This is a genomic window from Flavobacterium psychroterrae (assembly GCF_018380615.1).
GTDB lineage: Bacteria > Bacteroidota > Bacteroidia > Flavobacteriales > Flavobacteriaceae > Flavobacterium > Flavobacterium psychroterrae.
In genome coordinates, this window is the sequence record NZ_JAGYVZ010000018.1 from 22,976 (window position 1) to 49,241 (window position 26,266).

The 26,266-nt window shown below is 33.7% G+C and carries 22 protein-coding genes; 4 read left to right on the forward strand and 18 right to left on the reverse strand.

Features of this window, described 5'->3' with window-relative positions; genetic code table 11:
- Positions 1–16: 16 nt before the first annotated feature.
- From KHA90_RS17770 to KHA90_RS17805, 8 genes are all read right to left on the reverse strand, one after another.
- The gene (locus KHA90_RS17770) at positions 17–904 is read right to left on the reverse strand and encodes an SAM hydrolase/SAM-dependent halogenase family protein (RefSeq protein ID WP_213303836.1); all 888 of its coding nucleotides are present in this window, start codon (positions 902–904) and stop codon (positions 17–19) included.
- Positions 905–1,054: 150 nt separating this feature from the next.
- Positions 1,055–3,835 carry a M4 family metallopeptidase gene (locus KHA90_RS17775; RefSeq protein ID WP_213303839.1) on the reverse strand — a complete coding sequence of 927 codons (2,781 nt, stop codon included), beginning with the start codon at positions 3,833–3,835 and terminating at the stop codon, positions 1,055–1,057.
- A gap of 366 nt (positions 3,836–4,201) precedes the next feature.
- Entirely contained in the window at positions 4,202–4,855 is a 654-nt protein-coding gene (locus tag KHA90_RS17780; RefSeq protein WP_213303842.1) for a CoA transferase subunit B, read from the reverse strand.
- Between the two features lie 95 nt (positions 4,856–4,950).
- Positions 4,951–5,847, reverse strand: coding sequence for a class A beta-lactamase, subclass A2 (bla, locus tag KHA90_RS17785; RefSeq protein ID WP_213303845.1), 897 nt, complete (start codon positions 5,845–5,847; stop codon positions 4,951–4,953).
- A 173-nt stretch (positions 5,848–6,020) separates the two neighbouring features.
- Positions 6,021–6,722: a CoA transferase subunit A gene (locus tag KHA90_RS17790; protein ID WP_213303847.1), complete on the reverse strand. Its 702-nt coding sequence runs from the start codon at positions 6,720–6,722 to the stop codon at positions 6,021–6,023.
- Positions 6,723–7,113: 391 nt separating this feature from the next.
- A complete protein-coding gene (locus tag KHA90_RS17795; RefSeq protein ID WP_213303855.1) occupies positions 7,114–9,420 on the reverse strand; it encodes a penicillin-binding protein 1A in 2,307 nt (768 codons plus the stop codon).
- Between the two features lie 12 nt (positions 9,421–9,432).
- Positions 9,433–9,912, reverse strand: coding sequence for a gliding motility lipoprotein GldH (locus KHA90_RS17800; protein WP_213303859.1), 480 nt, complete (start codon positions 9,910–9,912; stop codon positions 9,433–9,435).
- On the reverse strand, positions 9,896–11,239 hold the full coding sequence (locus KHA90_RS17805) for a PSP1 domain-containing protein (RefSeq protein ID WP_213303862.1): 1,344 nt from the start codon (positions 11,237–11,239) through the stop codon (positions 9,896–9,898). Before KHA90_RS17805 ends, KHA90_RS17800 begins: the two co-directional genes overlap by 17 nt.
- A gap of 343 nt (positions 11,240–11,582) precedes the next feature.
- On the opposite strand from KHA90_RS17805, the gene KHA90_RS17810 reads away from it, so the two are divergent.
- The 3 genes from KHA90_RS17810 to KHA90_RS17820 all read left to right on the forward strand — a co-directional run bounded on the left by KHA90_RS17810 (position 11,583) and on the right by KHA90_RS17820 (position 15,075).
- Positions 11,583–12,764 carry an ankyrin repeat domain-containing protein gene (locus tag KHA90_RS17810; RefSeq protein ID WP_213303865.1) on the forward strand — a complete coding sequence of 394 codons (1,182 nt, stop codon included), beginning with the start codon at positions 11,583–11,585 and terminating at the stop codon, positions 12,762–12,764.
- Between the two features lie 34 nt (positions 12,765–12,798).
- Positions 12,799–14,139, forward strand: coding sequence for an ankyrin repeat domain-containing protein (locus KHA90_RS17815; protein WP_244860415.1), 1,341 nt, complete (start codon positions 12,799–12,801; stop codon positions 14,137–14,139).
- A gap of 180 nt (positions 14,140–14,319) precedes the next feature.
- Entirely contained in the window at positions 14,320–15,075 is a 756-nt protein-coding gene (locus KHA90_RS17820) for a hypothetical protein (protein WP_244860417.1), read from the forward strand.
- Positions 15,076–15,147: 72 nt separating this feature from the next.
- On the opposite strand, the gene KHA90_RS17825 is transcribed toward KHA90_RS17820, so the two are convergent.
- The 10 genes from KHA90_RS17825 to KHA90_RS17870 all read right to left on the reverse strand — a co-directional run bounded on the left by KHA90_RS17825 (position 15,148) and on the right by KHA90_RS17870 (position 25,737).
- On the reverse strand, positions 15,148–15,378 hold the full coding sequence (locus KHA90_RS17825; protein ID WP_199003158.1) for a ferredoxin: 231 nt from the start codon (positions 15,376–15,378) through the stop codon (positions 15,148–15,150).
- Positions 15,378–16,619 carry a peptidase U32 family protein gene (locus tag KHA90_RS17830; RefSeq protein WP_213303871.1) on the reverse strand — a complete coding sequence of 414 codons (1,242 nt, stop codon included), beginning with the start codon at positions 16,617–16,619 and terminating at the stop codon, positions 15,378–15,380. The genes KHA90_RS17825 and KHA90_RS17830 overlap by 1 nt, the downstream gene beginning before the upstream one ends.
- A 6-nt stretch (positions 16,620–16,625) precedes the next feature.
- Positions 16,626–17,993 carry an oxygen-dependent tRNA uridine(34) hydroxylase TrhO gene (gene trhO / locus KHA90_RS17835; RefSeq protein ID WP_213303874.1) on the reverse strand — a complete coding sequence of 456 codons (1,368 nt, stop codon included), beginning with the start codon at positions 17,991–17,993 and terminating at the stop codon, positions 16,626–16,628.
- Between the two features lie 285 nt (positions 17,994–18,278).
- A complete protein-coding gene (locus KHA90_RS17840; protein ID WP_056247939.1) occupies positions 18,279–18,689 on the reverse strand; it encodes a BrxA/BrxB family bacilliredoxin in 411 nt (136 codons plus the stop codon).
- A gap of 145 nt (positions 18,690–18,834) precedes the next feature.
- Positions 18,835–19,302: an ArsR/SmtB family transcription factor gene (locus KHA90_RS17845; protein ID WP_213303877.1), complete on the reverse strand. Its 468-nt coding sequence runs from the start codon at positions 19,300–19,302 to the stop codon at positions 18,835–18,837.
- Between the two features lie 380 nt (positions 19,303–19,682).
- Positions 19,683–20,846, reverse strand: coding sequence for a lycopene cyclase family protein (locus tag KHA90_RS17850; RefSeq protein ID WP_213303880.1), 1,164 nt, complete (start codon positions 20,844–20,846; stop codon positions 19,683–19,685).
- A gap of 18 nt (positions 20,847–20,864) precedes the next feature.
- Positions 20,865–21,329, reverse strand: coding sequence for a thioredoxin family protein (locus KHA90_RS17855; RefSeq protein WP_213303883.1), 465 nt, complete (start codon positions 21,327–21,329; stop codon positions 20,865–20,867).
- A 290-nt stretch (positions 21,330–21,619) separates the two neighbouring features.
- Entirely contained in the window at positions 21,620–23,881 is a 2,262-nt protein-coding gene (locus KHA90_RS17860) for a TonB-dependent receptor (RefSeq protein WP_213303886.1), read from the reverse strand.
- Positions 23,882–24,461: 580 nt separating this feature from the next.
- Positions 24,462–25,373, reverse strand: coding sequence for an NAD(P)/FAD-dependent oxidoreductase (locus tag KHA90_RS17865; protein ID WP_213303889.1), 912 nt, complete (start codon positions 25,371–25,373; stop codon positions 24,462–24,464).
- 10 nt (positions 25,374–25,383) lie between these two features.
- Positions 25,384–25,737 (reverse strand): MerC domain-containing protein, encoded by a 354-nt coding sequence (locus KHA90_RS17870; protein WP_213303891.1) that lies wholly within the window; start codon positions 25,735–25,737, stop codon positions 25,384–25,386.
- Between the two features lie 93 nt (positions 25,738–25,830).
- Here KHA90_RS17870 and KHA90_RS17875 point away from each other — a divergent pair, with 93 nt between their 5' ends.
- Entirely contained in the window at positions 25,831–26,223 is a 393-nt protein-coding gene (locus KHA90_RS17875) for a Fur family transcriptional regulator (protein WP_213303894.1), read from the forward strand.
- Positions 26,224–26,266 lie beyond the last annotated feature (43 nt).

Here is a 26,266-nt window from a genome sequence, read left to right on the forward strand (position 1 = left end):
ATAATATTGTTGGAAATTATTTGCTGAGTAAAATAGTCCAATCTGCTCCGCTGTAAATTTTATATTTTTCTGAGAAACTGTATTGGTTTACCGCTAATGAAAAGTTCAAAAGGCTATTGAAATAACAAACATTTGTTCCTATTGCAACTTCACCAAAGGTATTTACCAGTTTGAGTTTTCCTTCATATGCCTTTTTAGTTCCGTTGAAGATCTGGATTTTAACTAAATCTCCTGCTTTCAGGTTTAAATTAGCAAATGTTTTTTTGTCAATATTCGTCCATATATTTCCGTATTGAATGTCTAAAATTGGAATTCCGCCTTTGATAATTCCTTTCTCGAATACCGGTTTCTGATAATCGATTTTTACGATTTCGTTTGGCAATTTTGGTCCAACTTCTTCAAATGTAATTGTTTTTGACGCTAAACGGGCTCCTGTAAATGCATATACATCACGACCGTGAAATGTATAAGATTCGTTTGAATTCTGACGACGATTTTTAACTTCATCGATTTCACGAATTTCCTGAATCCCTAATTGTTCCGCAATAAGAGTTAATGTTCCGTTATCCGGAGTAACAAAATAATGACCTGATTTAGTCAATAAAACTATTGAATGTCTTGATGTACCAACTCCGGGATCGCAAACTGATACAAACACAGTTCCAGCCGGATAATATTGTGCAGTTTGTGACAAACGATACGCCGCTTCCCAAATATTATACGCCGGGATTTCATGAGTTACATCAAATATTATAATATCGGTTGAAACTCCCATTGCAACTCCTTTCATCGCAGATACTGCTCCATCTTTCAAGCCAAAATCTGATTGAAAAACTAGTACATTATTTTGTGCAAAACCATTGAATGTAATTACACACAAAAAAAGCAATAAACGTAATTTCATTTTTTCTCCTTTTTAATGTTGTTTATCAGTAAAGATCGCAAAGTTTTACGCAAATTTTGCTGTTGACTTACGGACATTAAAAAATAAATTTCATAGAAAAGCCCCGCAAAAGTATTTACGGGGCTTTTCATCTTTACTAATTCAAAACTTTTATTTTTTGGCGAATTTTTTAACGATTCTTTTACTTCCGTTATTTAATTCAATGATATAAACTCCAGTATTTAAATTGCTTACATCAATTGGATTTCCAGAAAGTTCTCCAGTACTTACTTGTTGTCCTAATGTATTTATAATTCTAAAAGTATATCCTGTATTGTTGGATAATGAAACATTCAGTTCTCCTGCAACGGGATTTGGATATAAAGCAAAACTTGAAGTTTCAGTAGTTTCAACTAATCCCGCAACGATTTCTTCATTAACAATTGCGCCCGAAGCGGTAATGTTTATTGAATAATCTTCAACCTGGCCGTAAGAGAAAGCCTCACAAGCAGTTGGAATTGCATTATATTTCATAGAAACTCTAACTCTGGTTGTCCCTAGAGTTGCAGTTGCAGGAATTGTAATTGTTCCTGTTGCCGTAGTTGCTGTTGAAGTTGCTTTTGTGTAAACTGTTTCTCCTGCATCTGAGAAATCACCGTCTTGGTTATAATCTATAAAAACAGCATATGCTTCACTGTAAACAGAAGATGTCCAGGATGGAGTAATAGTGATTGTATATGCACTTCCTCTTGCTGCATTTGTAGAAATTGCTGTGTAGTTTTCATAACCGGCAGTTCCTGTTGAAGTATTATTAATGGTACCAAATACTACTTTACCAATTCTTTCATCTGCAGTACTATTTCCCTGAGATGTACAATAAGTTACGCCTGCAGCAGTGGTTGTTACATTTACAGTATTGCTTGACGCTGAAAGATTTCCGGCAGCATCTTTAGCTTTTACGCTGAATGTATAAGCTGTTGATGCAGTTAAACCTGTTACAGTATAACTTGTAGTTGTAGACGAACCTTTTAGCGTTGTTCCCTGATAAATATTATATCCTGTTACGGCTACATTATCTGTAGAAGCTGTCCATGTTAAATTAGTTGTTGTTCCTGTAGTTCCGGAAGCTGCAAGAGAAGCCGGAGCTGATGGAGCAACCGTGTCTGTTGATCCTACATAAGCTGCACCTACTCCAACGGCGTAAAACGCATTTGTTGTTGCAATAACTTCGGCAGAACCTGCACCGTATAAATCAATAGCAGATTGTATTCCCGAAGTTCTGGCATTAGCATAAGTTGAATTTGCTGTTAGATACACACTCTCTAAACGGTACGCAATTTTTGCAGCTTTGTCAATTGTGATACCTGTTACGTTATATATGCTTCCAATATCATTTGTTCCTGATTTACCTACTGATAAAATATAAAACCAGTGATTTAATACTCCTGAATTAGTATGAACTCCACATTGATCATTATTATTTGTTGGTGTACAGTTTACGTTTACCCAATAAGTTCCGCCGTAAGTATCCGGTTGTCCTTCAGAGTTTGGATCGCTCATAGAACGTAGCGCCAGATGACCGCTTCTTCTTTCAATATCTTCTCCAACTAACCAGGTTGATTTTGTTGGCGCTGCGCGATATTCAATACAAGCTCCCCAAATATCAGAGAAACCTTCGTTCATTGCGCCTGATTCCTTTTGATAGGCAAGATTTGCTGTATAAGTACAAACGGCATGACCAATTTCATGTCCGGCGACATCCATTGCTGTTAAAATATCAAATCCACCAGTTCCCGTTCCGTCACCGTATGTCATAACACTTCCGTTCCAGAATGCATTATTGTTGTTTGGATATCCTGCTGCAACTAAATTATAGTGAACATAACTTTTAATTTTTGCTCCGGCATTATCAAAACTATTTCTGGCGTGTACAGCTGACCAATAATCGTAGGTCATTTCAGCACCCCAATGTGCGTCTAAAGCACCATTATCTTTATTAGTATTATTATACTCTGCTGCTGTCCAGTTATTGTCAGCATCAGTAAAATTTGTTGTTGGATACGTTGCCGTTCTTGCAGAGTTGTAAGTCTGAACTCCGTTTCCGCGTGTTACATCAGATAAAATATAAGACGATCCGCTTAAACTTGTTTGAATAGTTTGAGTTCCGCTATAACGAGTCGCTGCATTTGCTGCAACAAATGCCATAGCAGCTGCATTATTCTTTTGATTTTTGGCTGTAGCCGAAGTTCCTTTGCTGTGAACACCATCATGAAGATGTTTTATCGTGGCATTATAAAACAATGCTGCTCCGGTTTGAGCATCGATATAAAGATCACCACGACTTAAAGGTTTAGTAGCATAAATATCAAATTTATATGCCAGTCTTACTTTATCGCTTTTTCTTTCTAGTCCTTGTTCTTCCATTGCAGGTAATAGAACAAGTTCTCCTTTTGGTTTTTCATATCCCATTGCTGCAGCATCTTCAGGGCTTTCCCATAAATATTTTTGGGCTCCTGTGTAAGCAATTGCTTTGGCAAAAGCTGCCTGACTAGATAATTTTGGGTTAGTTTTTACATTTTCAAGATTATAATATTCTCCGTTCATGGAGGTTACTTTTCCTGCTTTTGAATGTAATGTGTAATTGGCAAATTCAACTTTAACGCCTTGTTCGTACAATTGAAATTTTTCATGTGTAAAACCTTCTTTATCTGATTCTGTTTTAATTTTTGAAAAAGATTGATTGTCTTTTAAACCTAGTTGTTCTTTAAAAACAGTATTATAATCTGCTTCCTTGTAACTGGATTTATCATTAAAGGTGATTAAACTGGGTTGTCCGTTTTCTGAGACACTTTTCTGAGTAATCCGTTTATCAGTACTTTGTGCAAAACCTGCCACTGAAAATGTAAGAATGACAACGGTTGATGCCATAATTTTTGGTAATTTTCTTTCCATAATTAAATTTTTTTTGAGTTTGGTTAAATGATTACAAATAAAATATTTAATGTAGGTAAATACTTTATTTTGAGATAAAAGTATTTTATTTATGTTAGATAATCGATGAAATTTGCCGTTAATCGATAAAACGCAACATTTTTTACTTTAAATTTACTTTTATTTAACAAACCATGAATATTTCACAAAAAATGATGGCGAAAAATAATTATATGATTGATTTGTAACAAGTTAAAATGCTAAAAAGTGCTTAGATGCCAATTTTACTGGAAATAAGTGCTTTTTAAACTTGAAATTTATTCGTACAAAAAAAGGCTGACCTTTTTTAAAAGCCAGCCGTTTATATATTTATTAAAAGTAAGAATTTTAAATATCCATTTCCGGAATATCTCCTTCAATGATTAAATCAGCTTCGGTTGAAGCGATGATATGTTCTACAGAAACACCAGGAGCTCGTTCTAAGAGCTTAAAGCCCTTTTGAGTCACTTCCAGAACTGCTAATTCGGTTACAACCTTTTTAACGCATCCTACGCCGGTTAATGGCAGAGTGCATTTTTTTAGAATTTTAGATTCTCCTGCTTTATTAACGTGCATCATGGCAACAATGATATTTTCGGCGGAAGCCACTAAATCCATTGCTCCTCCCATTCCTTTTACCATTTTACCGGGAATTTTCCAATTTGCGATATCTCCGTTTTCCGAAACTTCCATCGCGCCTAAAATGGTTAAATCTACTTTCTGGCTGCGAATCATTCCGAAACTAAAAGCCGAATCAAAGAAACTGGCTCCCGGAAGCGTTGTTATGGTTTGCTTTCCTGCATTGATAATGTCAGCATCTTCTTCTCCTGCAAAAGGAAAAGGTCCCATTCCCAGAACGCCATTTTCGCTTTGAAATTCAACTGCAATATCTTCTCTGACATAATTCGCTACCAAAGTTGGAATTCCAATACCAAGATTGACAAAATACCTGTCTTTTACTTCTTTTGCAATTCGCTTTGCAATATCTTCTTTTGTTAACATAAGTTCAATGTGTCAATTTGGAAATTAGACAATTAGATAATATCTTACTTTACGTAATCTATATCAATTTTCTAATTATCACATTTTCTAATTATCTAATTTGTTTTATCTGTTTGCGGAAAATAATCCCACGTCGCTTTGGTAATATCCGCGATTATTTTTTCGGTAACTTCTTTATCTTCTGTAATGTTTTTTAGAAAGACGGCAATAATCAAATGTTTTCCATTTGGGAATTTTACAATCCCTACATCGTTCATTGCGACTCTTAAATTAGCATCGTTTGTTCCGGAAATTCCAGTTCTGTGTGCTAACTCTGTGTTTTCAGGAAGACCGGCTTTCATCCATGTAAGTCCTCTTGAAGTTTCTATCATTATCTGATACAAATACTTTGTTGTTGTTTCTTTTAGAATTTCTCGTTTATAGAATTTTTCAAGTAATTCAACTGTTGCTAATGGAGTTGATGTATTCACATACAGATTCTCCCAAATCATCATTTGCTTTTCGTTGACTTTAATTACGAAGTCTTTAATGCCTTGTTTATTGATAAATTTCTGAACTGTTTTTGTTCCGCCAATTAGGTTAAGAAGAATATCGCATCCATTATTATCACTATGTGAAACGGTATATCTCAACAATTGATCTAAAGTCAAATACATATTTCCATTTGGATATTCTTCACGAATTGGACTCCAGGTCTCAGGAAGAAGATCTTTCTTTCTGACAAATATTTTTTGATTGAGTGAAAGTTTGCCTTCGTCCACTTGATTCAAAACCGTTAATGCAATATGAAATTTAAAAACGCTCATTAATGGAGATTTTAAATTTCCGTTAATACTTAGAGTGTCTTTATCTTCAATATTTTTGATAGCTATTCCTACCGTCGCATTTTTAGCTCCAATTATCTCTTTAAGTTGTTTTCGAAGATCATTTGTTGTTTGAGCAAAAGTCTGAAACGATAAAAAAGAAATTAAAATTATAAAATGTTTATTCATGTTTTTGAATGTATCTAGAGAATGTACCAATGAGAAAATGTGATAATTCGATATACTTAAGATGCAAGATGCTTAATTTTTACTTTATATAATCAATCTTAATTAATTAAATATCAAGTTATTTTAATATTAAAAAAATTAACGCAACGTGTTTGCGTTATGTAATTAATTATCTAATTCTTCTGCCTTACTGTGCGCTGTTCAATACGTTTCTCAAATTTTTCTCCCTGAAAGATGCGTTGTACCATGATTCCCGGAATATGAATTTGATTTGGATCTAAGGTGCCAACGGGAACAAGTTCTTCAACTTCGGCAATGGTGATTCTTGCGGCTCCAGCCATACATGCATTAAAGTTTCTTGCAGTTCCTTTAAAGATTAGATTTCCGGCTTCATCACCCTTCCAAGCTTTTACAATCGCAAAATCAGCCTTGAAAGCTTCTTCCATAATATGCATTTTACCATTGAATTCACGAACTTCTTTCCCTTCCGCCACTTCGGTTCCATAACCTGCCGGTGTAAAAAAAGCTGGAATTCCGGCTTGTGCAGCACGACAACGTTCTGCCAGAGTTCCTTGAGGAGTTAACTCAACTTCTAATTCTCCGGAAAGCATCTGACGTTCGAATTCAGCATTTTCACCAACGTAAGACGAAATCATTTTCTTGATTTGTTTCTTCTGCAAAAGCAATCCCAAACCAAAATCATCTACTCCTGCATTGTTTGAAATACAAGTTAAATCTGAAATTGTTGTATTTACTAATGCTGCAATCGTATTTTCAGGAATTCCGCATAAACCAAAACCACCAAACATAATGGTCATTCCCGTTACGATTCCTTCTGTAGCTTCCTGAACGTTATTTACTTTTTTTGTAATCATAACAAACTGTCTTTATTAGCGTATATATTTGATAAAAATAAGATTTTTAGATTAAATTATAACGATTTCGTAATGATTTTATTTTTGGAGTCTTAAATAGCAATATTCACTAACCTAATATATTTCGTAGAAAGTATATTGTTAGTAATATTTTGTCCCGTAGGGACTATACGTAAGTTTATTAAGGTTTTTAAAGGTATAGTCCCTACAGGACATTTTTCTGGACGCTTATAACATTATTTACTACCAATATTTAACTCTTAACGTAGTAAAGTGTTATGCTTTCTAATAGTTTCAAAAGTAAAACCATATATCTCCAAAAAATTATCCCTTTATATCTTCTAAATTCAGAAGGCACAAAGGGATAATTATATTAAAAAGCGAACTTAAATTACAATTCGAATTCGTCTGTATTTTGTTCTGTTGCTGTTGTATCTTTTACAAGTGCCGGTCGACTGTAACAATCTACTTTTATAGAAAGATTAGCCGGACGTTCAAACTCTGCTTTCGAAACCTGAAGTCCAGGATCTGCATAGCAAAGTTTCATAAAGTAACCCCAAATTGGCAATGCCGCCGTAGCTCCTTGTCCGTAAGTTAAGCTTTTGAAACGTGCTGAACGATCTTCGCAACCTACCCAAACTCCAGTTACCAGGTTTGGCACCATTCCCATAAACCAACCATCAGACTGGTTTTGAGTTGTTCCTGTTTTACCCGCAATTGCATTTTTAAACATATAAGGATATCCTGTCCAGCGATTATCTCCACTTCCTCCTCCTTGTGTACGCAAACGTGCACCAGAACCCGTTTCTGTAACTCCCTGAAGTAGTTTAATTACAGCAAAGGCAATATCTTTATTCAAAACATCATGAGATTCAGGAATTGGCTCATAAATAACCTCTCCGCTTTTGTTTTCGATACGGCTTAAAAATTGCGGTTTAACATAAACTCCCTGATTGGCAAATGTACCATAAGCAGCAACCATATCTTCTACAGTAATATCGACAGCTCCTAAAGCAATCGAAGGTTGTGCAGGAATTTCAGTTTTAACTCCCAATTTATGCGTTAATTCTACAACTGCTTCGGGTCCTACACGATCTATTAATTTTGCAGAAATTGTATTGATTGAGTTTGCCAAACCTTGCTTTAACGTAACCATTCCGCGGTATCTGTTATCAGAGTTTCGTGGCTCCCAATCTGCCGTAACATTATGACGCCCTTTATGAATCATAAATGGTCCGTCAAGAATTGAATCACAAGGAGACATATTTAATTGTTCAATTGCTGTTGCGTAAACAAACGGTTTAAATGTAGAACCTACTTGTCTCGCCCCTTGTCCAACGTGATCGTATTGGAAATATTTATAATTGATTCCTCCAACCCACGCTTTGATATTTCCGGTTTGAGGCTCCATCGCCATTAAACCAGATTGCAAAAAGTGTTTGAAATAACGAATAGAATCCATTGGAGTCATTACTGTGTCGCGTTCTCCTTTCCAGGTAAATATGCGCATTTTTGTTTTTACTTTGAATGAGGCAATGATATCATCTTCGCTTTTATCCAGATCTTTCATGATTGCCCAACGCGTTGAGTTTTTCATGGCCTGCATCATAAGTTTATCTGTTTCTGCCTTAGTAATATTTACAAATGGTGCATTTTTATTGTTTTTCTGTTCTATAAAAAATTGCTGTTGCAAATTTTTCATGTGTTCAGAAACTGCTTCTTCAGCGTGCAACTGCATTCGGGAATCAATAGTCGTGTAAATTTTTAAACCATCTTTATAAATATCATAATCAGAACCGTCTGGTTTTTTATTTTCAGCAACCCATTTTTTCATGTAATCACGAAGATATTCTCTAAAATATGTAGCTGTTCCTTCACGGTGACTTTCTAATTTAAATTTTAAGGCAATTGGTAAAGCCTGCAATTTTAATTTTTCTGAAGTAGAAATCATTTTCGCTTTTTCCATTTGAGAAAGCACGACGTTACGACGGTTTTTTACTCCTTCAGGATTACGAACTGGATTGTACAATCCTGAGTTTTTGAACATTCCGACTAAAATAGCCGATTCGTCCATTGTTAAATCTTGTGGATCTTTAGAGAAATAGGTTTGTGCTGCAGAACTTACTCCAACAGAATAATTTCCGAAATCGTAAACGTTACAATACATTGCAAGAATCTCATTTTTAGTATATTGTCGTTCCAGACGAATCGCAATAATCCATTCTTTTATTTTTTGCAAAATCCTGAAAGGAAGAAATCTGGATCCTTCACCATGGAACAATTGTTTTGCTAATTGCTGTGTCAGCGTACTCGCTCCACCGTTTGTTCCTAAGCTAAAAACAGCTCTTAAAGTTCCACGTCCGTCGATTCCTGAGTGTTCGTAAAAACGAGCATCTTCGGTCGCGACCAAAGCTTCGACTAAACTTTTTGGTAAATCAGAATATTTAAGCTGAGATCTGTTGGTTTTAAAATACTTGCCAATAACTACTCCATCAGATGAAATGATTTCTGTAGCCAGATTAGAATCCGGATTTTCTAAATCTTCAAAAGAAGGCATCGATCCGAATAATCCCCAGGATGCAAATAAGAAGAATGCTAAAACACCTAATAAAGAATAGGCAAAAATTCTCCAGAATTTCTTTTTATAGTAGTTAATATCTTTAGTACTATTAGGTTGATTGTTTTTTTTGGTAGCCATATAACTATTTTTCTAATCTTTTTGTTCTATTCTAAAACCTACGTCTGTAATACCATCTAAAGCCTGAACTCCAGGAATTTTTCCTGATTCCCTAACGGCTTGCTTAATGTGTACTTTGTAATTTCCTTTAAACTTTACATCTTCTTTGTAAAACAATTTACTTTCTTTTATGTCAGTAAAACCGTTCCCAAGTAATGTTCCGTCAGGTTTTGCCATTTCATATTCTAAAGTATCCACTTTAGTGAAACCACTTGGTGTTTCAATAGCCACAATTAAGAATAAATTTTTGAATGGATAATTGTTATTGTCCCTTAAATTTATAAATAAATTGTATTTTTTGGTTGAATCTAAAACTGGCAGGTCAAAAGTTACAATACTGTCTTTGTTCCATGCACTTCCAACAGATTTATACTCATCAAATACTCTTTTTTTATCACAAGAAAAAAGGAGTATTGCCACCAGAAAAAGAATCCCGCTATTTTTTATTCTCATTTTTAGTAATAATTATAGGTTTTCTAGGTTCAGCCGGTTTAGCATCGTTCGAATTCTTAGGTTTATTCGACTGATTTGGCTTATTATTATTCGGTTTGCTTCCTTTGTTTGGATTTGGATTCGCAGCTCCTGCAGGTTTATTCTGATTTGGAGTTATCTGAGTTTTGTTTGGAGTTGCCACAATCGCTGCTTCAGCATTTGGTTTGCGTTTGCGATTTGGTTTTTTCTTTCTTTTTGGCTGGTCAAAACGAGTTAAACTTTCCTGCCCCATTGCATTATTAAAGTCTTTTTCAGGCTCTAAATTCTCTTCAATAGCAAAATCTTCTAATGACGAAACTTTGTTTTTCAATTTATTCTCGGCAATAATTTCTTTTACCTGATCAATTTTTAAAACATGCCAGTTGGCAAAATTATTCGTGTATGCAAACCACATTAATCCTTTAAAAATATCTTGTTTCTGACAGATTGCATCTCCTTTTTCAGTCACTAATTTAGTGTCATAATCCGGGAAATCTTTTAAAGCATCCATGTAAGTATCAAGCTCATAATTTAAGCAGCACTTTAATTTCCCACATTGTCCTGCTAATTTTTGTGGATTCAAAGAAAGTTGTTGATAACGAGCTGCAGAAGTATTAACGCTTCTAAAATCTGTAAGCCAGGTCGAACAGCAAAGTTCACGTCCGCAAGATCCAATTCCGCCTAAACGGGCCGCTTCCTGACGGAAACCAACTTGTTTCATCTCTACTCTTGTACTGAATTCTTTTGCAAAATCTTTAATCAAAAGTCTAAAATCGACCCTGTCATTTGCTGTATAATAGAAAGTAGCTTTTGATCCGTCTCCCTGAAATTCAATATCTGATATTTTCATTTCAAGTTTATGCTGAATCGCTAATTCACGCGCGCGAACTTTCATTGGTTCTTCGCGATCACGTGCTACAGACCAAATGTCAATATCTTTTTGAGATGCTTTTCGGTAGATTTTTGGAACTTCATTACTTTCGTGATTTACCCCTTTTTTCTTCATTTGAATTTTAACTAATTCTCCTGTCAGGGTAACAATCCCGATATCGTGTCCCGGTGATGCAACAGTTGCTACAATATCACCAATACTTAACGTTAATTTTTCTGTATTTCTAAAAAATTCCTTGCGTCCGTTTTTAAAACGCACCTCAACACAATCAAAAATTGCCTCTCCATTAGACGGGCTCATGTTCGAAAGCCAGTCAAAAACCGTCAATTTATTGCAGCTATCGGTGCCGCAAGTCCCATTATTTTTACAACCTTTTGGTGCACCACCATCTGAGGTTGAACAACTTGTACATGCCATAATTATATATGTAGTGTTGCAAAAAAGCAACTTAAGTTCATAAACGTTTGATCGGTAAAGATAGTATTTTTTTTAGTTTGCTTTTTATGCATTAAAACTAAAGCATTGTTAAATACAAAAATGCTGTTTGTTCTGTAAAAAACAGGTTTTTTCTCAAACATTTTCAAACTGAAACAATTCTCTCAAAAAACACCTTATTCTATTTGTTTTATAACTTACGGAATCCTTTTTTTCTTTTTTTAATTACATTTATACGTTTTAATCTTCACATTTAATTTTTTATTTCACAAACTCATCTAAATAATAATTAAGTTTTATCTTTCATATCTGATATTTTTTTAACATGCATACACAACACAAAATCGAAGAGTATATTTTTCAGGGAAATTTCGATGCTGCCAGAGAATCTTTAAAAAATGGAGAATCCTTTTCTGAGCAATATCTTAAAAACAATCTTTCTCAAATAACAGCCAAAATTTTTGACGCAAAAGCTATTGATTTATTAGAAGCTTTGATAAAAGCAGGTTTTATTGAAACCGATATTTATGAATTAGACAATTTTGACAAATCTATTTTTAATACTGTTGCCAGAAATTTAAAAGATGACGATGAATCTCTATCTTTTTTTAAAGCGTTAATGTCAAAAATGGACAATATTAACGATGAAATTGGCGATCAGACTTTACTTGGCTATTGCATCGAGAAAGGAGCTGCTATAACAATCATTAAGAGCCTGATTGAAGATTCTGGCTGTAATACCCAATTCAAAAACAATGCGGGAGAAAATTTAATTTATTGCGTTATAAACATTTACGGCTTAGATTCAGAAAAAGGATTAGCTTACATTGGTTTATTACTGGAAAGCGGGCTCGATATTAATGAAAAAAATATCGTTGGCACTACTCCATTAATTTGCGCTGTAAAAAAGCTAAAAAAAGAATACATTTCAATATTACTCGATAATGGCGCAGATGCAAATGAAACGGATAACCTGGATAACAATGCTTTTTATTATGCTGTCGCCGAGCAATCTTCTTATGAAATGTATGATCTTTTAGCTAACACTTCTACAGCAAATCTCAACACAATCAACAGAGACGGAAGAACGTTATTGACGGAATATATCCGATCCATGTCGGATTCAGAAACTAGTTTAAAATTTTTAGAACGATTACTATCAGATGGAGCTGACATCAATTATTGTTCTCAATATTATGGAAAACCAAAGTCAGGATTGGATTATATAGTAGAAAAAAAAGAAGGCATATTAAAATCGGCATTAGAGATTTTATCACTTGACCTGAACGAACAGGATAATGAAGGCAATACATTATTGCATAAAGTTTGTGATTACGACATCAATTATAGTACCGAAGCTGCAAAAGAAACTTATAGAAAAGTAAAGCTACTGCTTGAAAATGGCGCTGATAAAACGATTACCAATGATAAGGACGAAACGGCCTTTATGATTGCTTCCAGAGATAATCTGAAAATAAAAACGGTCGAACTTTTAATGAAATCCTAATAAAAATTTATATAAAAAATAGCCATATATGTCCATGTCATTTATAATTGCCTGTGAAAAAGGCAACAGAAAAATAGCCGAATTACTGCTTAAAAACAAAGAAGTTGATGTAAAATATACTGATGAAAAAGGCAGGACAGCTTTGCATTATGCCGCCCACAGAGGATATCTGGATATTGTAAAACTATTATGTGAAGATGGTGCAGATATCAATTATGAAGATCATCAGGGAGAAACACCTTTGTTCTTCGCCTGTTTGCAAAAACAAAAACAAACAGCCCTCTATCTTTTAGAAAATGATGCAAAAATTAAAATCAACGACAAAAATGGCAACAGTCTTTTGCATTTAACGGTTCAGACGGGACAAGTTGAACTTGCTTCAAAATTACTAGATGCCGGAATAGATGTAGATCTTTTAAACAATAATGGAGAAACACCACTTTTAATTGCTTCGGAAAAACAAAACCGCGAAATAATACAATTACTTTTAGATAAAGGGGCCAATATTAACACTACTGACAAACAAGGAAATACCTCTTTGATTTTTGCGTGTTACACTAAATCATTACCAATAGTAACATTGTTGCTGGACAATGGCGCTAATATTAACCACATAAATCATGCTGGTAAAAATGCCCTTTTGATCGCCTGTTACGAAACCAACAGAATGCTTGCCAAATTATTAGTCGAAAGAGGCGCTGATGTATTTACCTCAAGCAGTAGCGGTTACTCACCAATTTGGTATGCATGCGCCAACAATCAAAAAGAAATTGTTGCTTTATTTTTAGACAATGGTGTTGATGTAAACTTTAGCAAACCCGTAAGTACTGATACCTCATCTATGAACGATTATCTGGATTGGATCGTCAGTGCAACCAATACAGCATCAGATGCTGATTTTACACTCAACAAAAATTACAATTACGGAGGCGAAAGTTTATTGCATGTTGCCACTAAAAAAGGCAACTTAAGCATGGTCAAACTGCTTATCGAAGCAGGAGCAAATATCAATATACAAGATGAATCCGGAAATACACCTTTGCATTACAGTGCGGCAAATGGCAAAAAAGATGTAGTAAAGTATTTACTTGAAAACAATGCCGATGCTACAATGGTAAATGTGAAAGAACAAAAAGCCATTGACTATTCGAATGTAAAAGGGTTTAATGAAATTACCGAAATGATTCTGAAAACTGCACCATCCGGAATGGTTATTACTCCAATTACAACAGCTCCAACAGAAGAAATCAGCAGCACAGCAAGTTCTATCGAAGGAAAGAAAAAAGCGTTATTAGATCTTAAAGAGCTTTTGGATGCAGGAATTTTAACATCCGAAGAATTTGAATCAGAGAAAGGTAAAGTTTTGAAAGGATAAAAATTTAAATTAGTAAATTATAAAAAGACCTGTTTTTAAGTTTCATTACAAAACAAGTCTTTTTCTTTTTCAGGATCGAACAGAAAACGAATGTTTGAATATGTGAGGAAAAATGGTAACGGAAATTAAAATCTAAAACCACAGTAAGACAACAGAATCTAAAAAACTGAATACATTCATATGAATAAATATATACTTTATTTAGGAACAATCTTAATACTAATAGCAAACGTAGGCTGTAAAGATCCTAAAACTAAAAAAGAACCGGCACAAATTCAGGAAGTATTAAACCACGTCGAAGAAATTCCTGAAAATGAAGCTTTAGAAATTGAAAAAGAAAAAAATCCGGAAGATTTTCTGCCGAAAGGTTATGTGATTTTCGAGAAAATTTTTGGCGATTTAAATAAAGACGGGCTGGAAGATTGCGCTCTTATTATCAAAGGAACAAATAAAAGCAAAATTGTTAAAGATGAAAGCCGTGGGGAATTAGATCGTAATCGCAGAGGTATTATCGTTCTATTAAACAAAAATAACGGTTATGAACTGGTTACCAAAAATTATGAATGTTTTTCATCTGAAAATGAAGAAGGCGGTAATTATTTTGCACCAGAACTAGTTGTTGAAATAATCAAAGGAAAACTTTTTATACATTATGCCCACGGAAGATACGGATACTGGAGATATATGTTTAGGCTTCAAAATTCAGATTTTGAACTTATAGGCTATGATTCAAGTAGTAATAATGGACCAACGATTCTTAGGGAAACGAGTATCAACTTCTTAACCAGAAAAAAGATTGTTAGCGAAAATACCAACCCGGATATCGATAATGAAAATGAGATTTTTGAAAAAACTGAGTCAAAAATCAGCAAAACCAAACTTCTTAAATTATCAGAAATTGTAGACTTTGATGAGATTGAAGTTTCAGAAGACTAATAATAGCTTAAAATTTAAAACCCTATTTCTGCATAATACAAAATAAGGTTTTCCTTTTTTTAAACTATTTCCCTAAGTCTCCTTAACCGTAATAATCTTGACTGGACAAGCTTTTGCCGCCAGTTCACAACTTTCAACAATAGTGTGATTGGGAGATTTTAAAGTAAAAAATCCTTTTGCATTTACGGAATGAATCAAAACTGATTTTCCATCTTTTTTAGACATTTGAAAATGCACCGGATCCATTTCTACGCAGTAATTACAGCCGATGCATTTGTCTCTTTGTAAAGTTATAATGACCATTATACCTCTACAATTTTATATAATTTATCAGACATTCTGATCCTGAAAGGTAATTTAAAAGTACAATCATCACCTTTTGTAGCTTTTTCAGACACAACGTCATTTACAAACATTTTGTCGATAATCATTTCCTGCGCTCCCGTACTTGGTCCGGTTACTAAAATTTTATCTCCAATTTTAATATCATAAGCTTCAATTTTAAATTGCCCTACTTCTGCTTTTGGAAAGTAATGCGTTCCTTTGCCTACATACACTTTCTTTTGCGTTGCAGCAGATCCAGCAATATCATTCCACTCCCCTAATTCCTGACCCAGATAATAGCCTGACCAGAAACCACGATTGTAAACTGTGTTCAAAGCTTCCATCCAAGTGGCGATCTTTTCTTTAGAAAAAGATTTCTCATAATAAGAATCAATAGCTTCACGATACGTTTTAATAACCGTTGCTACATATTCCGGTGCGCGACCACGGCCTTCAATTTTTAAAACCTGAATTCCCGAATCTATAACCTGATCCAGAAAATCAAGTGTACATAAATCTTTAGGCGACATCATATATTCGTTATCCAATTCAATTTCAAAACCAGTTTCCTGATCGATAACGGTATATTTTTTACGGCAGTTTTGTTTGCAGGCACCACGATTTGCAGAAGAATTATGCGAATGCAAACTCAAATAACATTTCCCGGAAACCGCCATACATAAGGCTCCATGTCCGAAAATTTCAATTTCAACTAAATTTCCGTTTGGACCCTTTATTTTTTCCTTCTTAATTTGATCCGTGATGCTTTTTACCTGACGCAAACTTAATTCACGGCTTAAAACCATTGTATCAGCAAATAAACTATAGAATTTTATAGTTTCGATGTTCGTGACATTCAATTGAGTCGAAATATGAACTTCCATTCCAATTGTTCTTGCCATAGCAATTACTGCCTGATCAGAGGCAATTACCGCGGTAATATTGGCTTCTTTTGCTTTGTTCAGTAATGTTTTTACGACAGATAAATCATGATCGTACATAATGGTGTTCAATGTCAGATAACTTCTTACGCCTTTTGCTTCACATCGATTAGCAATTTCCTGTAAATCATCCATGGAAAAATTTACACTTGAACGCGCACGCATGTTGAGTTGTTCTACACCAAAGTAGATAGAATCCGCGCCATTATCGAGCGCAGCCTGAAGTGACTCAAAGCTCCCTGCGGGAGCCATAAGTTCAATTTTGTTATTAAATGTCATGATAAATTATTCTAAAACTTTATAGATTTTATCCGACAATCTTATTCTGAATGGTATTTTGAAAGTACATGTATCGCCTGAAACTGCTTTTTCAGATTCAATATCATTTACAAACATCTTTTCGATTATCAGTTTTTGTTCTCCGGTAGTTGAACCTTTGATTAAAACAGTATCTCCAACTTTGATTTCGTTTTCTTCAATTAAAAACTGACCAATAGATGGTTTTGGAAAAAAGTGAGTTCCTTTTCCTATATATTGTTTTTTGATTTTTGCTTCTTTTTTAGCCACTGTTTTTGATTGTACCAAATCACTAAGATTAGGAACAGCAGCTAATGGATCCTGATTATTTTTGAAAGTCAAAACGTCAGATTTCCCTTTTTTGAAAATTTTATTTCCATTTTTAATCCCACGTCTGATGGCTTTTTGCTCTTCTTCGGGCATATGAATTATCGACACACATTCAGTAGAACAACAGCCTTCCAAGGACTGAGCACATTCTTCACATTGAATAAAAAGTAAATGACAACCTTCATTAGCACAATTCGTGTGTGCATCACAAGGTTTTCCGCATTGATGACATTGTGAAACGATATCATCTGTAATTCTTTCGCCTAAGCGATGATCAAATACAAAGTTTTTCCCAATGAATTTACTCTCTAAACCTTCCGCTTTTACCTGACGGGTATATTCAATAATTCCGCCTTCAAGCTGATATACATTTTCGAAACCTTTATGTTTGAAATAAGCACTTGCTTTTTCGCAACGGATTCCGCCTGTACAATACATCAACAATTTCTTGTCTTGTTTGTGTTCTGCTAATTGCTCTTCGATAATAGGCAGACTTTCGCGAAAAGTATCAACATCTGGACGAATCGCTTGAGTAAAATGACCAATTTCGCTTTCATAATGATTACGCATATCGACCACTACAACATTTGGATCATTTAATAAGTCATTGAATTCTTTGGCTTTCAGGTGAATTCCAATGTTTGTTGCATCAAAAGTTTCATCATCTAAACCATCAGCTACTATTTTATCACGAACTTTTACTGTCAATTTTAAAAAGGAATGATCATCATGCTCAACCGCAATATTCAAACGAATCCCTTTCATAAAATCATACTTTTCTATGGTATCTTTAAATTCATAGAAATGATCTGCCGGAAGAGACAATTGAGCATTGATTCCTTCATGGGCTACATAAATACGGCCTAAAACCCCAAGCGGATTCCATGCTAAAAATAAGTCGTTACGAAATTGGGTTGGATTTGAAATTTGCGCATAAGCATAGAAAGACAACGTTAATCGTTGTTTTCCGGCATCATCAATCATGATGGCTCTTTCTTCTGCGCTTAAAGTGTTATACAGTTGCATGCTATAAACTAATTTAAGTTGAGAAATTATTTGAGGTGCAAAAGTAACTAAAAAGGTTCAAAGTTGCAAAGGTTCATAGCTACAAAGGTGCTGAGAATCTAAGTTACTAAGGTTTTAAGTTCAAAAAATGAATTTTAAAAATAAAGGGGCTTTGTATTTATATTTTTGGGACGACGGAAAAGACCTAGCGGACACCGGATTAGCTTCAAATAAAAAAGACTGCCTAAATAGACAGTCTTGATATAAACTTATAATCTTTAGTTACTTAAAACCTCAGCAATTTAATTAGCAGAATTCGTTAAAAGCATCTTGCAAATTCTCAGCGATTAATTCAGCTGGACGACCTTCAATATGGTGACGCTCTAACATGTGAACCAATTCTCCGTTTTTGAACAAAGCCATAGAAGGCGATGATGGAGGAAAAGGGAACATATGTTGTCTTGCAGCATCAACAGCTTCTTTGTCAACACCAGCAAAAACTGTAATTAAATGATCTGGTTTTTTAGCACCTTCTAAACTCATTTTTGCTCCCGGACGTGCATTTCTTGCAGCACAACCACAAACAGAGTTTACAACAACTAAAGTGGTACCTTCAGCTTTGATAGCATTATCTACAGCGTCAGCACTATGTAAATCTTGAAAACCTGCAACTGTCAATTCAGCTTGCATTGGTTTTACCATTTCTTCTGGATACATATCTCTTTATTTTAAATTTTACTTTTGAACTGCAAAGTTACAAAGTTTACTCGCAACTACTTAATTTGAAGTATAAAGTTTTGTTATAGTTGGATAATCAATTTTGAATTAAATGAATTAACGTAATAACAACAGAGAATCTTGCTTAATTTACAGCAATTTCAGAATATAATATTGAATTATCTTTATGCTCTATTTTATTTTTTTTATCTGGAAATTGATAATTGTATTGTTTCAAATGGCTATTTTTACCCCGTATTTTATGTCTTGTTGCAAAGACAGTTGATTTATTCTGTTCTAAAATTTCAATAGTTGAAAGATAACTGGTGAGGTATTTTTTAAGTATTTGTATTTTATCAACCTCAATAGAATAGATTGTTTTTTTTCCTTCGTTTTTTATATTTACCAGATTTGCCTTTTTTAATTCTAATAAATGTTTAGATATTGTGGATTGAGCCAATGGAATTAACTCAACAATTTCACCACAAGTTCTATTGTCTCTTTTCCATAAAAGCGTCATTATCTGGATTCGTGTCGGATGTCCGAGCGCTTTACAAATTTCTCCTATTGTTTTAGTTTCTATATCAAAATTTAAGTGTTTAGTCACTCCCATAATCTGCCAGTTAATTCATTATCGTAAATAAACGATTACATTAGACCTGCCTTATTTTTGCAGGTTTTCTTACTCCTCTTTTTTTCGGTACTTTGCAAGTTTTGAAATCTATATTGAGCAAATTAACTTTATTCAAATATGAATTCAGCATTATTTCCGAATTTGCAAATCTAAACAGCGATTCGTCTTTGTAGTTACCTCAAAAAGTCATTTAATAAGCAGAATAGGACATTTATTGACAAAGTAATCAATCCCTGCTAAGTTAAGATTCAAAAAAATAAACACCGCTTTTCAAGGCATCAACTATTTTTTTCGATAAAAGAATTGTCGCAAATTTATAAATGAAAGATTTAGAAGTCCGACAGAAATGAAATAATTATTTACTTGAACAAAACCCGAAGCAAAGCTTTTATAAAAGGGAATTTGGGGCATTTTAAAATCACCTTCAAATCTTCAAGCAAATTTGTCTCTTCATCTAAAAATTTAAAGATTAGGGCTGGATTTCCTTTTTTGAATAAAGAAGAAAAAATACTGCTTCCCAATTCATTATTACGATGCAGAATGTCTAAAAGCAATAAATCATAGAACCAGAATTTATTTTTTTTATGAAAGGTGGACATTTTAGCGGAAGAATTATTCTGAACAAACTTTATTAATTCTGAAGATTTTTTATCTGAGTTTTTAAAGGTATAACCTGTACTTGCTTTTGTCCAGCCGCCGGCAGTTCCTATATTCAGAACTCTTTTAGTGTTTTTTTTCCAAAAAGGATAACACGTCATCGGAATACTGCCTTGCTCCTTCTCAATAATTTGATATTGATCGACTCCGAGATTTCTTAAGTAAATTTGAATCTCATTTTCATATTCTTCTTTTGGAAGAAGGTCTTCAGAAAACAAAGTATATTCAACTAAAGCTTCAGTTTTTGAAATTGGCAAAACATACATAAAACGAGTGTTTCCTCTTTGTTCTACCGAAAAATCCATGAAAGTAGCTTGTTCCGAATTGAAGATTTCAGTTTCGCTTTTTATAAACCAGCCCACAAAATGTTGTTGTAAAACTGGATATTTCGTTTGATTTAAAGCTAAAGCTTTGGTATAAATACTATTGAATAAATAATTACAAGTATATCGATTGGCTTCTGTTCCAATAAAAACGTGAGTTTCTAATTCGTTAATATCGGTCACTTTTTCATTTAAAAAAGTAATATTTTGATGTTTTGATATTTCCTGAAAAACAAAATTATAAAAGTCCAATCCCCGAATTTGACTATACTGATAAGGTTTCAACTCTAAATTACGATTAAAATTTTCATTGGCAAATAAAGCCGAATCCCATTTTTTAAAGATTATAGAATGCCAAAGAGTTTCATCTTTAGACCAAAAACACCAAGTTCTGTCATTGGTTTTCTTAGAATCTTCGTCTAATAATAAAATTGATTTATTACTGAATTTCGTTGACAACACCATTTTATAAACGGTCATCAAAGCAGCTAAACCCGTTCCGGTAAAAATATAGTCGAAGTGTTTGATTTCTGAAGATTGCATCCTCAAAAATAGGAAAATTTATTGTTCCACTTTTTCTAAAAGCAATTTAAAATCCTTTGTACTTAGATAATTATTGTACTGTAATATGATTTCGTTTTTCTCATTCAAAACACACAAAACAGGATAAACAATCTGATTATTCATTGTTCCCAATTCTAAAGCCAGTTCATGAACGCCAACATTATTTCCTGATGGTTTATATTTAAAAGTCTGATTATTAAATTTAATATCTCGTTTTTCCTCAGCATTAAAATCAATAAAATAAAAATCCGAATTCAGCTTCTCAATTATTTCCTGATTTTTGAAAGTCGTATTTTTCATTCTTTGGCAAAACTGGCACCAATCGGTATGAATAAAAACGATTATTTTTTTCTTTTGAATCTGCTGCAAACTGTCTATTGCCTCAAAAGATTTGCTTTTAAGTTGGCAGAATCCTGTTGAAGTAATTCCTAAAAAGATTATCAGTAGTATTAGCTTTTTCATTGGTTTTGTTTTTGCCACCGATTTAAAGGAGTAAAAAAGATTTTATCTTTGTATCTCGAAGAAAGTTTGCCACGAATTTCACGAATTATCACGAATATAATTTGGCAAAAAAACACTTTATATTGTTTTTCTACCGATTAAAAGATTAGATGCAATTGTCATCCTGAACAAAGTCGAAAACCTGTAAATTGGATCGGGGCTTGACTCTGCTTAGCCTGACAAATCTTAAATTAAAATTTAAATGCAATTGATAAAATCTTTTTTAATCAATGAAATCTGTGGCAAAAAAATTATCTCAAAGTATATCTCAACCCAAAAAACCCGCGAATGGTTTGGTTTTGCCCATAAACATAAGTCGTATCAAAAGTCAACCCGTACGGATTATCAGCTGTTACCAAAACTTTTCCGGCAGCATCATATTGCACATTTTTATCAAAAGGATCATTGGTTCTCGAAATCAAAAACGGATTATTTTGCTTTGGTGTAAAGTTCAATAAATTCTTTATTCCTCCATAAAGTTCAAAATTCTTCCATCCAAAGTAGGTAAACTGAATATTCTGAATACTATACCATGGCGATTTTGGACTTCTGGGATCTAAATCGCTTAATAAAGGCAAATTCATCGGACTGTAAACATTCCCTGTATAATCCAGTAATAAATTTAACGCTTCTACTTTATACGACATACTCCAGGTTCCTGTAAATTTCTCCGTTAAAAAAGGAGTTTGTGAAATTCCGTTTTCGATGTTTTTGTTGTCTAAAAAAGTCGCGCCAACAATCATTTTTAATCCAGTTGGAAAATTAACATCGACATTGGTACTAATTCCCTGGCTGATTGCATAACCATTTATATTATCATAAATGATCTTATTGGGATCCGTTTCATAATCAGATATTATTTTATTACTGAATCTGGTATAAAAAGCCGTCGTTTCAACTCCGATAAAAGTTCCGTTAGTAAAGTTGATTTTCTGAATATAATTTAAATTTGCATTCACAGATTGTTCCGGTTTCAAATCACTTTTAATGACAACATCTCTGGAACCTGTGAGCGCTGCGTGATCTTCGGTAAATAAATTCACTACCCGAAATCCGGTTCCGGCATTTAATCTAAAAATTGTGTTTTCATTTTTCTTCCATCTATAAGCTACTCTCGGTGTGGAGATAGAACCGTGAATCGAATTATAATCGTAACGCATTCCTAATAAAATCTGACTTTTTGGAGAAAGCGTAATTTCATCCTGAACAAATATTCCCGGCAACCAGGTACTTTCGGCTTCTTTTGTTGCGGTTGTATTATCATCGTAATACGAATATCGGGTTGCAATTCCGGCAAGCAGATCATTTCGACCCAATTTTTTATCCCAGGTCAGTTGCAAAAATCCTATTTTTTGATTTGCAATATACGATGTAGTTCCATATCGACTATCCTGATAATGCACGTTTCCGGAAAATGAAAGCATCAATTTTTCTTCAAATGGCAATTGGTAACTTCCAATCAATTCACCTCTTTTAGTATAAATACTTTCGCCGTAAATCTCATTGCCACCTCGGTATTTTTTCTCCCAACGAACGTCTCCGCCCCAGCGATCTTCATACATTCCGCGTGCGGCAATCGTAAACAAACGATTATTTTCTCGTTGAAAACTCCATTTATTAAATACCGAAATCCTTTCAGAAAGCGTCACATCAGTAAAACCATCTTTATCTTTATCAACAACCTGATTATAATCGAAATAATTGATTCCCAAGAGTGTCGTTGATTTTTTAGTCGGGCTGAATTTCATTCCCAAATCGACATTGGTTTCTAAATATGAAGTGGTAAAAACATCTGCCGAAAACAATGGCGCGTTGGTTGGATTCTTGGTAATAATGTTGATTAAACCGCCAACCGCTTCACTTCCATACAAAGAAGATGCGGGACCTTTTACGATTTCGATTCTTTCGACCAAAGAGTTCGGAATTCCTGATAAACCATAAACTGTTGAAAGACTGCTCACGATGGGCATCCCGTCAATTAAAACCAAAGTATAAGGTCCTTCTAATCCATTTATGTGAATATCGCCCGTATTACAAACACCACAATTAAGTTGCGGACGAACTCCGTTTATGTTTTGTAACGCTTCATAAATACTCGGCGTTGGATTTCTTTTGAAGAAAACCGGTGAATAAACCTCAACCGGAACAGCACTTTCTAACCTTTTAACCGCTTTTAAAGTTCCGGAAACCACAACTTCATTAAGTTGATTTTCATTATCTGTCATTTCAAAATCATACGATTGGACAGAATCTTTAATGACTTCGATTTTCTTCTTTAGTGTTTGAAAACCTACTTGAGAAACCTGAATAGTATAATTTCCAATTGCCACATTTTCGAAAATATAATATCCCAAACTATCCGTAATTGTTTTATGTTTTGTTCCTGATAAATGAACGTTTACAAGCTGTAATTTATGGCCTTCACCTGAAATAAATCCAGAAATATTTGAAGTTCCCTGTGCAAACGAAAATTGCAAACTAAACAAAAGCAATATCAAAAATAGTTTTTTCATTGTATTAAAATTAAATTTAGACAAATCTAAAAATTAAATTCGACAAATGATGTTTACACAACTAAAAACTTTTAAAAGTGTTTTAATTCAATACTTTGGGTGAAATTTTAACACATAGAAACATAGAATTTATAGTTTCTTTTTAGGAAATAAAAAAGAAAGCTAGCTTTCTAAAACATAGCTAGACTATCTGAATTAATCTAAAATTGAAACGTCTTTTTTTAAGTGATTGCAATAGTTATGTTATCCAAGGTTTAATGTACCGTTAGGCACTAGATATTGGTAGTTATTAATTCACAATTAGTTTAGCGTGCTCGATAGCTGTTGCGTACCTGTGGCACGCTTCAATTATATTTCAATTACTATTTTCTACCAATATTTAATGCCTACGGCATAAAAAAAGAAATTTCAAACATTGATTTAAATAGTTTCTTTATGTTTTAAAAACCGAACATCTTGATTCTTTTTGTAGCCCCTAGCTTCAGCTAGGAGAACAGGATTGAATTAAAAAAAGCTTTAGCTAAATTTTATAGGTTTAGCTAAATATTTTTGTTTTCGTTAACATTCACTCAGATTTAAGTTAAACAAATTCTAAATCAATAAGTTCTTTATTAATCATTGCTCCCGCCAAAGATCCAGAAGAAACTGCCATTGCAACAGATCTTGCCTGAATATGACAATCGCCACTGGCAAAAATTCCGGGAATTGTAGTTTTCATAAAAGTATCTACTTTTAATAAACCCTGGTCCGTTAATTCGCACCCTAAAAATTCCGGTAAAGTACAATGCTGCTGAAAAGGAGCTCTGAAATAAATTGCCTTTACACTTCTTTTTGATTCATTCTTAAAGATAATATTCTGAACAATTCCGTTTTCATGTTCTACCGAGTCAATTTCATCTTCGATAATTTCAATATTATGTTTCTTAAGAATTTGTGTTTGCTCTAACGTTAAAGTTGATTTTCCGTTTGTTATTAATCTCAAATCTTTTGTCCAATTCGAGATCAGTTTGGCATATTCAAAACCCATATCACCATTGGCGAGTATGGCAGTTTTTTCTTTTTTTACTTCATAACCATGACAATATGGACAATGTATTACTGAAATTCCCCAACATTCAGCAAAACCAGGAATTTCAGGAAGCAAATCTTTTACGCCAGTCGCGAATAATAATTTTTTAGAATTGAATACTTTTCCTGATTCAGTTTTGACTTCAAAACCGTTATCTGTTTTATCTGCACTTATTGCCAGACCCTGATAAAACTCAACCGTATCATAATACTCCACCTGAAGTTTGGCTTTTGCCGAAATAATCTCAGGCTTTTCACCATCTTGTGTAATAAAATTATGTGAATGTGGCGTTTGTCTGTTGCAAGGCAAACCACTATCAATAACCAAAACGTGTCGTAAAGAACGTCCCAAACTCATTGCTGCCGAAAGTCCGCTATAACTCCCGCCGATAATTATAACATCGTACTTACTTTTGTCTATCATAATTTAATATTTAATGATTTCTATTTTTGTGAAATTTGTAGTTAAAAAGGTGTCCGATGATCATTCCCACCCCTCCAATAAAAATAAGATCAAGATGAATATCCAGAAAAAGTTCGGTCAAAACGCTTATCCAAATTAAAGCCATTGAAATAATTAGTATCGATGAGATCAAAATACTGGTTTTCTTTATAATTTTGAAAATGGCAAAAAGTCCCATCGTAGCAAAAAGCAAATCGATAAAAGAATTGTGGCTTAAACCTAACGGCAAAACTGTTAAAAGTGGAAAAACCAGACAATGAACCAAACAAATGGTTGCACTTGAAATTCCTAAAATATCGTAAAAAGGTGTGGTGGATTTCTTCATTTTCAGTACATTTGCTTAATGCAATTTTGTTGCAAATATATCAATTAATTTTAAAAGCAACTATGTTGCATTAAAATTTTTAATTCTATAAAAATGAAAACAACACGTAATACAGCAGCAAAGACAGCCGTTTTAGAGATTTTTGGCAAATCAAAAACTGCGCTATCACACACAGAAATTCAAAAGCAAATAGGAGATTTATGCGATCGCGTAACAATTTACAGGATATTGGACCGATTGGTTAATGATGATATCGTACATAAAATAGTAAATCTTGACGGAACTGTAAAATACGCAAAATGTCATCATCATGCTCAACGCGTCCACATTCATAATCACGCACATTTTAGTTGTGAAAACTGTTTGGAGATAACTTGCCTTGAAAATGTGAAGCCGAGTTATATCCTTCCGCACAATTATAAAGTCAATGATATAAACTTTACGTTATCAGGATTGTGCCCAAATTGTTTAAATTCCAACAATTAAGATTTAGACTTGTCTAAAAATATTGTTGAGTGAATATAATTTT

What these genes read in the sequence shown, in the direction of transcription:
- KHA90_RS17770 (WP_213303836.1), bottom strand. Translation starts at nt 904, where the DNA reads ATGAAATTACGTTTATTGCTTTTTTTGTGTGTAATTACATTCAATGGT.
- KHA90_RS17775 (WP_213303839.1), bottom strand. Translation starts at nt 3,835, where the DNA reads ATGGAAAGAAAATTACCAAAAATTATGGCATCAACCGTTGTCATTCTT.
- KHA90_RS17780 (WP_213303842.1), bottom strand. Translation starts at nt 4,855, where the DNA reads ATGTTAACAAAAGAAGATATTGCAAAGCGAATTGCAAAAGAAGTAAAA.
- bla (WP_213303845.1), bottom strand. Translation starts at nt 5,847, where the DNA reads ATGAATAAACATTTTATAATTTTAATTTCTTTTTTATCGTTTCAGACT.
- KHA90_RS17790 (WP_213303847.1), bottom strand. Translation starts at nt 6,722, where the DNA reads ATGATTACAAAAAAAGTAAATAACGTTCAGGAAGCTACAGAAGGAATC.
- KHA90_RS17795 (WP_213303855.1), bottom strand. Translation starts at nt 9,420, where the DNA reads ATGGCTACCAAAAAAAACAATCAACCTAATAGTACTAAAGATATTAAC.
- KHA90_RS17800 (WP_213303859.1), bottom strand. Translation starts at nt 9,912, where the DNA reads ATGAGAATAAAAAATAGCGGGATTCTTTTTCTGGTGGCAATACTCCTT.
- KHA90_RS17805 (WP_213303862.1), bottom strand. Translation starts at nt 11,239, where the DNA reads ATGGCATGTACAAGTTGTTCAACCTCAGATGGTGGTGCACCAAAAGGT.
- KHA90_RS17810 (WP_213303865.1), top strand. Translation starts at nt 11,583, where the DNA reads ATGCATACACAACACAAAATCGAAGAGTATATTTTTCAGGGAAATTTC.
- KHA90_RS17815 (WP_244860415.1), top strand. Translation starts at nt 12,799, where the DNA reads ATGTCATTTATAATTGCCTGTGAAAAAGGCAACAGAAAAATAGCCGAA.
- KHA90_RS17820 (WP_244860417.1), top strand. Translation starts at nt 14,320, where the DNA reads ATGAATAAATATATACTTTATTTAGGAACAATCTTAATACTAATAGCA.
- KHA90_RS17825 (WP_199003158.1), bottom strand. Translation starts at nt 15,378, where the DNA reads ATGGTCATTATAACTTTACAAAGAGACAAATGCATCGGCTGTAATTAC.
- KHA90_RS17830 (WP_213303871.1), bottom strand. Translation starts at nt 16,619, where the DNA reads ATGACATTTAATAACAAAATTGAACTTATGGCTCCCGCAGGGAGCTTT.
- trhO (WP_213303874.1), bottom strand. Translation starts at nt 17,993, where the DNA reads ATGCAACTGTATAACACTTTAAGCGCAGAAGAAAGAGCCATCATGATT.
- KHA90_RS17840 (WP_056247939.1), bottom strand. Translation starts at nt 18,689, where the DNA reads ATGTATCCAGAAGAAATGGTAAAACCAATGCAAGCTGAATTGACAGTT.
- KHA90_RS17845 (WP_213303877.1), bottom strand. Translation starts at nt 19,302, where the DNA reads ATGGGAGTGACTAAACACTTAAATTTTGATATAGAAACTAAAACAATA.
- KHA90_RS17850 (WP_213303880.1), bottom strand. Translation starts at nt 20,846, where the DNA reads ATGCAATCTTCAGAAATCAAACACTTCGACTATATTTTTACCGGAACG.
- KHA90_RS17855 (WP_213303883.1), bottom strand. Translation starts at nt 21,329, where the DNA reads ATGAAAAAGCTAATACTACTGATAATCTTTTTAGGAATTACTTCAACA.
- KHA90_RS17860 (WP_213303886.1), bottom strand. Translation starts at nt 23,881, where the DNA reads ATGAAAAAACTATTTTTGATATTGCTTTTGTTTAGTTTGCAATTTTCG.
- KHA90_RS17865 (WP_213303889.1), bottom strand. Translation starts at nt 25,373, where the DNA reads ATGATAGACAAAAGTAAGTACGATGTTATAATTATCGGCGGGAGTTAT.
- KHA90_RS17870 (WP_213303891.1), bottom strand. Translation starts at nt 25,737, where the DNA reads ATGAAGAAATCCACCACACCTTTTTACGATATTTTAGGAATTTCAAGT.
- KHA90_RS17875 (WP_213303894.1), top strand. Translation starts at nt 25,831, where the DNA reads ATGAAAACAACACGTAATACAGCAGCAAAGACAGCCGTTTTAGAGATT.